Consider the following 11,809-nt stretch of genomic DNA (forward strand, 5'->3'; position numbering starts at 1 on the left):
CTGCATGATCGACCGGCTCGACCACCTTGTTCTGACCACCGCCCACGAGGCGGATTGCGTGCACTTTTACTGCACCGTGCTGGGCATGGCGCTGCAGACCTTTGGCGAAGGTCGCATGGCCTTCGTGTTCAATGGCCAGAAGATCAATCTGCACATCCAGGGCCGCGAGTTCGAGCCCAATGCCCTGCATCCCATGCCGGGCGCGCTGGACCTGTGCTTCATCGCCTCGGTGCCTTTGGCGCAGGTGCAGCAGCGCCTGGCCGAACATGGGGTTGCCATCGAGTGCGGTCCGGTGCAGCGCACCGGCGCGCGTGGTCCCATCGTCTCGGTCTATGTGCGCGACCCGGACCGCAATCTGATCGAAATCTCCCAATACCCCTGACCACCCCACTGCAATGACTGACTCCGTGCGCAACGCCTGCTCCTTCCTGTTCGTTCCCGCCACCCAGCCGGATCGGTTGCCCAAGGCCCTGGCCAGCGGCGCCGACATCGTGATTGCCGACTGGGAGGACGCCGTGGCCCCCGCTGACAAGGAGCGCGCACGCGCGGCCCTGCTGGAGGCCGTGGCTGCGCTGCCAGCCGCGCAGCGCGCGCGCCTGCTGGTGCGCATCAACAGCGATGGTTCGCCCTGGTTTGCCGCCGACCTGGCCGCGCTGGCGCAGCTCGCGGCGCAGGGCCTGGCCGGCGCCGTGGTGCCCAAGGCCGAAGGCGCGCCCACCCTGCAGGCCGTGGCCCAGGCTGCCGGGCCTGGCGCCATGCTGGTGCCGCTGGTCGAAAGCGTGGCCGGCCTTGCCGCTGCCGACACCCTGGCCGCCGCGCCGCAGGTGGCGCGGCTGGCCTTCGGGCACCTGGACTTCCAGGTGGACGCCGGCATGGCCTGCGGCGAAGACGAGCAGGAACTGCTGCCCGTGCGCATGGCCCTGGTGTTCGCCTCGCGCCGCGCAGGGCTGGCCGTCCCCATCGACGGCGTGACGGTGGACACGCGCAACCCCGAGCGCATGGCCCGCGACAGCGAGCGCGCACGCCGCATGGGCTTTGGCGGCAAGCTGTGCATCCACCCGGCGCAGGTGGCGGTGCTGCACGCCGCTTTCGACCCCGACGAAGCCGCCGTGGCCCAGGCGCTGCGCGTGCAGCAGGCGCTGCAGCAGGCCGGTGGCGGCGTCTGCGTGCTCGATGGCCGCATGGTCGATGCGCCGGTGCTGGCGCAGGCCCGGCACACCCTGCAGCGCCACGCGCGGGCGCAGCAGCGCCTTGCCGCCGCCAGCTAACAACCTCCTAACGATCAGCTAACGATCAGGGCCCGCCAGCGCCGGGCCTCCGTCCGGCAGCGCACCCGCGCCATCACCGCCATGCACACAACGTCCTCAATCCCTAAGTGACTTCCTCGCGCACCACACCGCTTTGGATGATGCTGCTGGCACTGTTGTCGGGCTTTGCGCTCAGCCAGGCCTATCGCACCACCACGGCCATCCTCGCCCAGGGCCTGCAGGCAGATTTCGGCCTGCAGGCCTCATCGCTGGGGGCGTTTGCCGGGCTGTTTGGCTTGTCGTTCGGCGTTGCGCAGCTGCTGATGGGTATTGCGCTGGACCGCTACGGCCTGCGCCGCACGGTGCTGGCAGCCGCGCCCCTGGGAATTGCCGGTGCGGCCCTATCGGCCCTGGCACCCAGCTATGGCTGGCTGATGGCCGGGCAGGTGCTGATCGGGGTGGGCTATTCGCCAGCCTTCGTGGCCTGCACGCTGTTCATTGCGCGCCATTTCGCGGTCGACCGCTTTGCCTTCTTCTCGGGCCTGAGCATGGGCGTGGGCGGGCTGGGGCTCCTGTTCACCGGCACGCCGCTGGCGTGGGTGGTGCAGCACTGGGGTTGGCGCATGGGCTTTGGCATTTTGGCGGGCTTGAGCGTGCTGTCGTGGCTGGTGATTCACTTCGTGGTGCACGAACCCGCACCTGCCGACGCCGTGCACCGCCCGGCATCCAGCTGGGGCGAGGCGCTGGTGGGCATGGGCCGGCTCTTTGCCGTACCGCACACCTGGGGCATCGTGGTTCTGGGCATGTCGTGTTACGCGGCTTTTTTGTCGCTGCGCGGCCTGTGGCTGGGGCCGCTGCTGATCAACCGCTACGGTTTTTCGCTGGTGGACAGCGGTAACGTGGCGCTGGTGCTGTCGCTGATCGCGCTATTCACACCGGCCGCGTTTGGCCGCATGGACCCGGGCGCACCCCGGCGCCGTGCCTGGGTTGGCCGCGCGTCGCTGCTGATGGCCGGCCTGTTTGCGGCGATGGCCCTGGTGCAAAACGCCAGCGTCACCGTGACGCTGATGATTGTGATGGGGCTGCTGTCGGGCTACAGCATCCTGCAGTACGCCGACGTGCGCTCTTCCTACCCTGCCGAGCTGACCGGACGCGCCCTGTCGCTCTACACCATGGCCATGTTCCTGGGCGTTGCCTTCATGCAATCGCTGACCGGTGCCGTCGCCGCCTGGGCCGCAAGCGCGGGGCTGGAGCCCTACCGCACCGTGCTGCTGACCATCGCCGCTTGGCTGGCGCTGGCCTCGCTGGCGTTCCGGTGGCTGCCCGCGTCGCCGCTGCTCAAGCAAGGTTGATAACGCCCGCCGCGCATACCGCGGGCGCATTCCGGTCAGCGTTGGCGCCACACGGCCCGTGCGCCGGAGTGGCCCAGGCTTTCCATGACCGACTGCGTGTGCGCGCCCGGCGCGCAGGCCTCACCTGGCGCATAGGCTGCGCCACCGAAGCGCGGCGCAGGAGCGGCCTGCAGCACACCCTGGCGTTCGGCGTACACGCCACGTGCCTGCATGTGTGGATGCCCTGCGGCCTCCACGGGGCTGAGCACGGCACCAAAGCAGGCGTCGGTGGGCTCCAGCAGGGCCTGCCAGTGCGCACGCGGCTGGGCCAGGAACAGGGCGGCCAGCCGCGCGCGGCGCGCGGGCCAGGCCGCCTTGTCCCACTGCGGACCGGTGAAATCCGGGTCGCCTGCCAGTCCCAGGACCTCCAGCAGCAAGGCATGGAACTGCGGCTCGATGGCGCCCACGGTGATGTGGTGGCCGTCGGCGCAGACGTAGGTGTCATAGAACGGCGCGCTGTCGTGGATGCTCTGGCCACGCACATCGGCCACCAGGCCGCTCTGGCGCGCGCTGAGCATCAGGTTGAGCATATGGGCTGCGCCGTCCACGATGGCGGCATCCACCACCGTGCCGCGGCCCGTGGCGCGCGCCTGCACGATGCCCGACAGCAGGCCCGTCATCAGGTACAGGGCGCCGCCGCCGATGTCGCCCAGCACGGCGAAGGGCGACACGGGCCGCGCGTCCGCCGGGCTGCAGCCCCACAGCGCGCCGCTGACGGCGGCGTAGTTGGTGTCGTGCCCGGCGCGCGGTGCCAGCGGCCCGCTCTGGCCCCAGCCGGTCATGCGCCCATACACCAGGCGGGGGTTGACCGCCAGGCACTCCTCGGGCCCCAGGCCCAGGCGCTCCATCACGCCGGGGCGCATGCCTTCGATGAGCGCATCGGCCTCGGCCACCAGCGCCAGCACCAGCTGGCGGCCTTCCTCGGTCTTGAGATCGGCGAACACCGAGCGCTTGCCACGGTTGAGCAGCGCGCCGGTGGTCTCGCGGCCCTTCGTCTCGCGCACCACGGAGATCACGTCCGCCCCCAGGTCGGCGAGGTGCATCGCACAAAATGGCCCCGGCCCCAGGCCGCCAATCTCCAGCACGCGTACGCTGTCCAGTACCTTCACGGTGTCTCCTTGGTTGGTGTTGTGTGTTGCTTTGGGCCGCATCAGGTCAGGCCCGATGCCCCGAGCACGCTCTCCACCGAACGCACCAGCGTGCGCAGGCGCGGTCCCAGGTCTGTCTCCAGCCGGGTGTATATGGGGCTGAAGACCGGCACCGAGACCGCGAACACCCAGAGTTCACCGTCTTGCGGCTGCGACATGGGCACGGCGATGGATTCGATCTCGCGGTGCAGGTCGCCATGGCTGCGGCAAAAGCCGTGGCGGGCGAAGTCGTCGCGTGCGTCTGCCAGGCGCTGCTCCAGCCAGACGGCGCGCTGCGGGTCTTTGCGCTGCAGGTCCTGCAGGTAGGCCTGGCGATCGTTCTCTGCCATGCCCAGCAGGTAGGCACGGCCCGTGGCCGTGCGCGAGAGCGATGTGGACACGCCGATTTCCTGGCGGAACACCGTGTTGCCCATGCCGTTGGCCAGCTCCACCAGGCACAGCTCGCGCCTGTAGCCCACGGCCAGCTGCACCTGCCCCTCGGTCAGGTCGGCCAGCGCCTGCATGTGCGGCCGGGCGAACTGGCGCAGGGCCATGCGCGTGAGCACGGGCGAGGCCAGCTGCAGCAAACCCAGGCCCGGCACGTACTTGGACAGGCGCTCCGAGTAGCGCAGCAAACCCAGCTCGCACAGCGTGTCCGTCAGGCGAAACAGCGTGGGCTTGGGCAGGCCGGTCAGGTCCATCAGCTCCTTGGCGCTGAGTTCCTGGCATTTGTTGGAAAAGCACCGCAATATGGAAACGCCACGCACCAGGGCGCTGACCAGCTTGCCGTCCGGATCTGCGTTCACGTTCACATGGACCTCAAAAGCTCAAAAAACCAGAGATTTTCGCCTGTTTCCACATCAGGCCTGCGGCCACTGGAAGGGCATTGGCCTTTTCTCCAGGAAGCAACGCACAGCGTCCCGGTGCTCGGGCGTGCCCATGGCCAGGGCCTGGGCGTTGGCCTCCTGCTCCAGCAGCGAGGGCAGGTCGCTGGCGGCCAGCGCGAGCGAGCGCTTGATGAGGCTCAGCGCCACGGGCGATGCGCCCACGAAGCTGCGCGCGATGTCCTGGGCGCGGCCTTGCAGCGCGCCGGGCTCGACCAGCTCGGTGGCAATGCCCAGCCGCAGCGCCTCCTCGGCCGAGACCTCGCGGCCCGACAGCATCAGCTCGCGCGCACGCTGCACGCCGACCACGCGCGGCAGGGTGTAGAACGCCGCGCAGTCCGGCACCACGCCGACGCGGATGAACGACATGGCAAAGCGCGCGCGCGTGCTGGCGATGATGAAGTCCGCCGCCAGCGCCAGGCTGAAGCCCGCGCCATAGGCCGCGCCGTCCACGGCGGCGACCACCGGCTTGTCCAGCAGCATCAGGTCCTTGAGCCAGTCGTGCAGGCTGGTGAGGCGCCGGCGCCAGCCGCCGTTGTCCAGCCCGCTGGCCGCGATGTTGCCCAGGTCCCCGCCCGAGCAGAAATGCGCGCCCGCGCCCGTCAGCACCAGCGCGCGGATGGCAGGGTCGGCCTGCACCTGGCGCACCACCTCGGCCATCTCCACGCGCATGGCGGGGTCGAAGGCGTTGCGCTTGTCGGGGTTGCTCAAGGTCAGCGTGGCCACGCCGTCCTGCACGCCGAAAACGATGCGTTCGTAGGTCTTGCTCATGCCGCGCTCCGGGGCACGTAAGAGGCGCGCATGTCGCGCCCGCCGCGCAGCGACGAGCCGCCATCCACGGGAATCACCGCACCCGTCACGTAGCCCGCCTGTGGTGACGACAGGAACAGCGCCATGTTGGCAATATCTTCCAGCGTGCCCATGCGCTGCAGCGGCACGCTGGCCACTGCATTGGCCAGCGCCTCGGGCGATGGTGCCAGGCGCCGCATGCCCTCGGTGTCGCCAATCGGGCCGGGGGCGATGGCGTTCACACGCACGCCCACCTCGCCCCATTCCATGGCCAGCACGCGCGTCATCATGTCGATGCCGGCCTTGGCGGCGCAGGCATGGACCTGGTACATGGTGGGGTTGACGCCCTGCGGCGCCGAGATGTTGATGACGCTGGCGCCGGGCTTCTTGAGCATCGGGTAGGCCAGGCGCAGCACATGGAAGGTGCCGTTCAGGTCGATGTCGATCACGGTCTTGAAGCCGTTGGGCGACAGGTCGGCCGCGGGCGCGATGAAGTTGCCCGCCGCGCCGGAGACCAGCACGTCGATCTCGCCGAACTGCGCATGCGCCTCACGCAGCGCGGCCTCCACCGCGGCGGCGTCGCGCACGTCGGCGCTAATGCCCAGCGCCTGGGCGCCCAGCGCGCGCAGCCCGTCGGCCGCCTGCTGCACCTTGTCGGGCGAGCGGCTCATGACCGTCACGTTGGCGCCCGCGCGCGCAAACGCCTGGGCAATGCCCAGGTTGATGCCGCTGGTGCCGCCGGCGACAAACACATGGCGGCCGGCAAAGGAGGGGGATTCAGACATGGGTGGTTTCTTTCTGCGCCGCCTCTTGCAGCGGGCGCCATGGATTTCGTCGGTTGCGGGGACTGGGGTCAGGGATCAACGACGCCGCCCCGGTGCGGCGCCCTGAGAGGTGTTCAAAAGTGGGCTTCATGGCGCTAGCCCACCTGCCGCGCCTGCCCGTCCCAGAAGCGGGCGCGCAGGGCTTTCTTGTCGATCTTTCCCAGGGGGGTCACGGGCAGCGCCTGCTCCAGCCACAGTTGCTTGGGCGTGTGCAGCGCGCCTTTGCGCTCATGCACGAAGTCCATCAGCGCCTGGGGTTCGGCGCTGGCGCCGGGCTTGAGCACCACCAGGGCCACGACCGCCTCGCCCCATTTGGCATCGGGCATGCCGATGACGGCGGATTGCGCCACGGCCGGATGCAGCGCCAGGCAGGCCTCGACCTCGCTGGAATACACATTGAAGCCGCCGGTGATGACCATGTCCTTGGCGCGGTCCACCAGATACAGGTAGCCATCGGCGTCGCGGCGCGCCATGTCGCCGGTATGCAGCCAGCCGTCGGCAAAGGCTTCTTCGGTGGCGTCGGGACGGTTGCGGTAGCCCTCCATCACCAGCGGGCTGCGCACGCACAGCTCGCCCACCTCGCCAGCGGCCACCTCCCGGCCCTGCGCATCGAGCAGCCGCACCTGGTTGCCCGGCAAGGCCAGGCCGCAGGACTGCAGCCGCTCGGGGCGCGCCAGGTCGTGCGCATCCTTGCGCAGGTAGGCGATTGTCATGGGCGCCTCGGCCTGGCCGTAGAGCTGGCCAAAGATGGGCCCGAAGCGCTGCAGCGCCTCGGCCAGCCGCGCCGGCGCCATGGGCGAGGCGCCATACAGCACGTACTGCAGGCTGGAGCGATCCCACTGGTCCAGTCCAGGGTGGTCCAGCAGGCCATAGATTTGCGTGGGCACGAGAAAGGTGGCGGTGATGCGGTGCTGCTGCACGGCCTGCAGGAACGCATCGGGCGAGTATTTTTCCAGCAGCACCAGCGTGCCGCCGCGCAGCAGCGTGGGCAGCACCAGCGAACCGCCGGCGTGCGAGATCGGTGTGGCGACCAGCACGCGCAGCGCCTCGGGCCATTCCCAGCAGGCCAGCTGCAGCAGCAGCATGGTCAGCGTGGTGCGGCTGCGGTGGACCACGCCCTTGGGCCGGCCCGTGGTGCCGCCGGTGTAGGTGATGCGGTAGATGTCCTCGGGCTGTGCGGCGATGGGCAGCTCACCGCCGTCAAAGGCCAGGCTGGCGGCGATGGCGTCCTCGCCCAGCGCCGACGGACCCAGGCCCAGCACCTGGGGCACGATGCCGCGCTCCTGGAGCGCCAGGCCGCGCTCCACATGCTGCGCGCCCACTACCAGCGCGCTGATGTCCGCATCCTGCAGCACGAAGGCCTGGTCATCGAGCGCACTCAGGGGGTGCAGCGAGGTCTGGCGCAGTCCCAGCCAGGCGCAGGCCATGATGACCACCAAGGCCTCGGGCTGGTTGCCGGCCAGCACCGCCAGGCCGTCCTGGCGCTGCAGCCCGCGCGCGCGCAGGTAGCGCGCCATGGCATGCACGCGCCGCAGCAGCTCGGCGCAGGTCCAGTGGCTGCCATCGGGCAACACCAGCGCCACGCGCTCGGGGAACGACTGCAGGGCCGATTGGTAGGCTTCGGCGACCGTGGAACCGGTGTGCAATGCGCTCATGCTGTGCTCAGCCATATCAAGCCGCCTGGTACAGCGTGACCACGCAGGCGCCGCCCAGGCCCAGGTTGTGCTGCAGCGCCAGGCGCGCACCCTCGACCTGGCGCTCGCCGGCCTGGCCGCGCAGCTGCCAGGTCAGTTCTGCGCATTGCGCCAGGCCCGTGGCGCCCAGCGGGTGGCCCTTGGACAGCAGGCCGCCCGAGGGGTTGGTGACCACGCGCCCGCCATAGGTGTTGTCGCCGTCGAGGATGAATTTCTCGGCCCCGCCCTCGGGGGCCAGGCCCAGGGCTTCGTAGGTGATCAGCTCGTTGGCCGTGAAGCAGTCGTGCAGTTCGACCACCTGCACGTCCTCGGGGCCGACGCCGGCGGTCTCATAGACCTGGCGTGCTGCCGCCGTCGACATGTCGTAGCCGACCACGCGGCGCATGTCGCCGCTGTCGAAGGTGCTGGCGGTGTCCGTGGTCATGGCCTGGGCCGCAATGGTGACGCGCCGGTCCAGTCCGTGTTTTCGGGCAAATTCGGCCGAGCACAGCACGGCCGCCGCCGCGCCGCAGGTGGGCGGGCAGCATTGGTAGCGCGTGAGCGGGCCGAACACCTGCGGCGAGGCCATGACCTCGTCCAGCGTCAGCGTCTGGCGGAACACCGCCAGCGGGTTGCGCGCCGCATGCTGGCGCGCCTTGACCGAAATGCGGCCGAAGGTGTCGGCACGGATGCCATGCTGCTTCATGTAGTCCAGCCCGGCACCGCCGAAGAACTGCGCGGCGCGCGGCGCTGCCGCATCCAGCCCCTGGTGCGCGACCATGGTGTCGGCAAAGCGCGCCATGGGCGAGGGCCGGTCGTCCCACGCGCCCTTGAGGGCACCAGGCTGCATCTGCTCGAAGCCCAGGGCGATGGCGCATTCCACCATGCCGCTCTCCACCGCCTGGCGCGCCAGGTACAGGGCGCTGGAGCCGGTCGCGCAGTTGTTGTTGACGTTGAACACCGGGATGCCGGTCAGGCCCACACCGTAGATCGCCGCCTGGCCCGCGGTGGAGTCCCCATAGACATAGCCGACATAGGCCTGCTGGACCTCGGCGTAAGCCACGCCCGCATCCTGCAGCGCGAGCTGGGCGGCGCGCGCGCCCATCGCGGGGTAGGGTTCGCTGGCACCGGGCTTGGTGAAGGGGATCATGCCGACACCGACGACATGGACGGCACGCTGCATAGGGCGCATGGCGGGCTCCTTGAAATTAGGGGTTGCGGTCTGGCGCAAGGCGGGCAAGCTGCTCGCGCAGGCGGTTCTTCAAGATCTTGCCGGTGGGCGACAGCGGCAGCGCGTCCAGCACATGCACCACGCGCGGGCATTTGAAGCCCGACAGTTGCGTGCGGGCATGTTCGCGCAGCGCCTCGGGGGTGCAGGGCTGCTGCGGCCGTAGCACCACGGCGGCATGCACCGCCTCGCCCCATTGCGCATCCGGCACGCCGACCACGGCGCACAGGGCCACGGCGGGGTGGCGCATCAGCGCGGATTCGACCTCCAGCGAGTACACGTTCTCGCCGCCGCTGATGATCATGTCCTTGAGGCGATCGACCAGGTGCACGTGGCCGGCCTCGTCCATCCAGCCGCCGTCGCCGGTGTGCATCCAGCCGTCCTTGAGCACCTGGGCCGTGGCTTCGGGCTGGCGCCAGTAGCCCTGCATCACGCTGGGGCCGCGCACGCAGATTTCGCCCACGTCGCCCAGGGGCAGGGCCTGTCCATCCGGTCCGGTGATGCGCAGTTCGCTGCCCCAGCTGGCGCGGCCCACGGAGGTCAGGTGCGCCAAGTGCGCGCCATGGTTGGCCAGGGTGTACGGGCCGTTCAGGCTGGCGCTGGCGGAGGTTTCGGTCATGCCGTAGGCGGTGGCAAATTCAACCTGCGGCAAGGCCTGCATGGCACGCAGCAGCAGCGCCTGGGGCATGGGCGCGGCCCCGTGGACGATGCGCTGCAGCGAGGGCAGGCGGGTGGCGTCAAACTCCGGTGCGTCCAGCAGCATCTGCAGCATGCTGGGCACCAGCATGATCTCGCTCACGCCATGTTCGGCAATCGCCCGCAGCACCTGCGCGGGGCGGAACTGGGTTTCGATCACGCAGGTGCTGCCCTGCACGATCTGCCCCACCAGCCGGCCCAGGCCCGCCACATGGAACAGCGGCGTGGCCAGCAGCGAGATACCGGTGCCGGGCAGTTGCGCCAGCCGGGCCACGGTAGCCGACCACAGGTTGGCGTGGGAGAGCATCACGCCCTTGGGAAAGCCGGTGGTGCCGCCGGTGAACAGCACGATGGCCAGCGCGTCGCCGCCGTGGCGGCAGTCCTCCATCGGCTGGGCCGCGGCCAGCAGCGCCTCGGTGCTGGCGATGCCGGCATGGGCCGGGTCGGCACCCGGCCCCAGCAGCAGCACCGGGGTGTGTTCGGTCAGCGCGGGCGCGCCGGGCAGCAGGGCGGCGTCGGCCAGCAGCAGCCGGGGTTGCACATCCTGCAGCGCGTGCTGCATCTCGGCGCGGCTCCAGCGGGTATTGAGCGGGCAGACCACGCCGCCCACCCACCAGGTGGCGAGGAAGGCCTCGACGCAATAGTCGCTGTTGTGCGCCAGCAGGGCCACCCGCTCGCCGTGCTGTACGCCCTGGGCGCGCAGCACGGCGGCCAGCCGCGCCACGCGGTTCACCAGCGTGCGCCAGTCCTGCCGGCGCGCGCCGCACAGGGTGGCGGTGCGCTGCGGGTGCTGCTGCAGCGCGCGGTGCAGGCCTTGGGTCAGGTAGATGTGCATCGGGTCTTGCTCAGCCTGTCAGTCCAGCTGCAGCTTCTGGCTGCGGATCAGCTCGCCCCAGTCCTTGCGGTCACGCTCCACCATCTGCGCGAACGGCTCGCTCGCCATGCCGCCGGGCCGGCCGCCCAGCTCGCGGTAGCGCTGCACCACGGCCGGGTCCTGCAGCACCGCGATCAGGTTGTCGGTCAGTTTTTTCACGATGGCGGGCGGTGTCTTGGCGGGCAGGAAGAAGCCCATCCAGCCGACCTTGTCGAAGTCCTTCAAGCCCAGCTCGGTCATGGTGGGCACATCGGGCAGCTCGGACTCGCGCGTGGCACCGGTCACGGCCAGGGCGCGCAGCTTGCCGTCCTTGACATGGCCCAGCGAGCCCGTGAGGTTGTCGAACATGAACTGGGTCTCGCCCGCCACGATGGCCAGGGTGGCGGGCGCGGAGCCCTTGTAGGGTATGTGGACCACGTCCACCCCCGCGCTCCGGCGCAGCAGCTCGCCCATCAGGTGCGTGGTCTGGCCCACGCCCGCGGACGAAAACGCCAGCTTGCCCGGCTCGCGCTTGGCGGCGGCGACGAGTTCCTTCAGGCTCTTGATGGGCGACTTCACCGGCACGACCAGCACGTTGGCGAACGAGATCATGTCGGTCAGCGCGATGAAATCCTCGGCCTTGTAGGGGAGCTTCTGGTAGGCGGTGTAGTTGATGGCGTTGGAGCCGGTGTTGCCCACCAGCACGGTGTAGCCGTCCGCAGGAGCGCGCGCAACGAGGCTGCTGCCCAGCGAGCCACCCGCGCCGGGCTTGTTGTCCACCACGATGGGCTGGCCCAGCCGCTCGCTGAGCTTTTGCGCCATGAAGCGCACGGGCGTGTCGGTGGTTCCGCCCGCCGCACCGGGTACGACGAAGGTGATGGGGCGCGTGGGCCAGGTGGCGTCGGCCCGTGCGGGCTGGGACGCACCCAGGGCGGCCAGGCCCAGCAGGGCGCTGGCGCCTGCCAGGCGCAGCGCGTGGCGGCGATGGGGGAATGGCATGGTCTTGTCTCCTTGGGGCCTGGCGGCACTGCGGCCGCTTTTTCGCTATTAGCTATGAATTAGCCAGCTATTCGCGCTGGATGGACGGGCGGCAACGC

General features: G+C 69.9%; 11 protein-coding genes. 3 read left to right on the forward strand and 8 right to left on the reverse strand.

Translation table 11 applies throughout. The annotated features are described in order from the left end of the window. Positions 1-4 precede the first annotated feature (4 nt). The 3 genes from AC1RDS_RS07800 to AC1RDS_RS07810 all read left to right on the forward strand — a co-directional run bounded on the left by AC1RDS_RS07800 (position 5) and on the right by AC1RDS_RS07810 (position 2,599). Positions 5-382: a VOC family protein gene (locus AC1RDS_RS07800; RefSeq protein ID WP_348682823.1), complete on the forward strand. Its 378-nt coding sequence runs from the start codon at positions 5-7 to the stop codon at positions 380-382. Between the two features lie 13 nt (positions 383-395). Next, a complete protein-coding gene (locus AC1RDS_RS07805; RefSeq protein WP_348682824.1) occupies positions 396-1,268 on the forward strand; it encodes an HpcH/HpaI aldolase/citrate lyase family protein in 873 nt (290 codons plus the stop codon). 137 nt (positions 1,269-1,405) lie between these two features. Then, the gene (locus AC1RDS_RS07810) at positions 1,406-2,599 is read left to right on the forward strand and encodes an MFS transporter (protein WP_348682825.1); all 1,194 of its coding nucleotides are present in this window, start codon (positions 1,406-1,408) and stop codon (positions 2,597-2,599) included. 35 nt (positions 2,600-2,634) lie between these two features. On the opposite strand, the gene AC1RDS_RS07815 is transcribed toward AC1RDS_RS07810, so the two are convergent. The 8 genes from AC1RDS_RS07815 to AC1RDS_RS07850 all read right to left on the reverse strand — a co-directional run bounded on the left by AC1RDS_RS07815 (position 2,635) and on the right by AC1RDS_RS07850 (position 11,711). Next, positions 2,635-3,747: a CaiB/BaiF CoA transferase family protein gene (locus tag AC1RDS_RS07815; RefSeq protein ID WP_348682826.1), complete on the reverse strand. Its 1,113-nt coding sequence runs from the start codon at positions 3,745-3,747 to the stop codon at positions 2,635-2,637. 41 nt (positions 3,748-3,788) lie between these two features. Next, a complete protein-coding gene (locus AC1RDS_RS07820) occupies positions 3,789-4,577 on the reverse strand; it encodes an IclR family transcriptional regulator (protein ID WP_081679578.1) in 789 nt (262 codons plus the stop codon). A gap of 48 nt (positions 4,578-4,625) precedes the next feature. Beyond that, the gene (locus AC1RDS_RS07825; RefSeq protein WP_026434895.1) at positions 4,626-5,420 is read right to left on the reverse strand and encodes an enoyl-CoA hydratase/isomerase family protein; all 795 of its coding nucleotides are present in this window, start codon (positions 5,418-5,420) and stop codon (positions 4,626-4,628) included. Then, positions 5,417-6,223, reverse strand: a complete 807-nt coding sequence (locus AC1RDS_RS07830) for an SDR family oxidoreductase (RefSeq protein ID WP_348682827.1) — start codon at positions 6,221-6,223, stop codon at positions 5,417-5,419. The genes AC1RDS_RS07825 and AC1RDS_RS07830 overlap by 4 nt, the downstream gene beginning before the upstream one ends. A gap of 134 nt (positions 6,224-6,357) precedes the next feature. Then, the gene (locus tag AC1RDS_RS07835; RefSeq protein WP_092697420.1) at positions 6,358-7,917 is read right to left on the reverse strand and encodes an AMP-binding protein; all 1,560 of its coding nucleotides are present in this window, start codon (positions 7,915-7,917) and stop codon (positions 6,358-6,360) included. 16 nt (positions 7,918-7,933) lie between these two features. Next, a complete protein-coding gene (locus tag AC1RDS_RS07840) occupies positions 7,934-9,118 on the reverse strand; it encodes a lipid-transfer protein (protein ID WP_287876720.1) in 1,185 nt (394 codons plus the stop codon). Positions 9,119-9,143: 25 nt separating this feature from the next. Then, on the reverse strand, positions 9,144-10,694 hold the full coding sequence (locus AC1RDS_RS07845; protein ID WP_492226740.1) for a class I adenylate-forming enzyme family protein: 1,551 nt from the start codon (positions 10,692-10,694) through the stop codon (positions 9,144-9,146). Positions 10,695-10,712: 18 nt separating this feature from the next. Continuing rightward, positions 10,713-11,711, reverse strand: coding sequence for a Bug family tripartite tricarboxylate transporter substrate binding protein (locus AC1RDS_RS07850; RefSeq protein WP_492226741.1), 999 nt, complete (start codon positions 11,709-11,711; stop codon positions 10,713-10,715). Between the last annotated feature and the right edge of the window lie 98 nt (positions 11,712-11,809).

The sequence above is a fragment of the Acidovorax sp. GW823-FHT02H02 genome, from assembly GCF_058797075.1.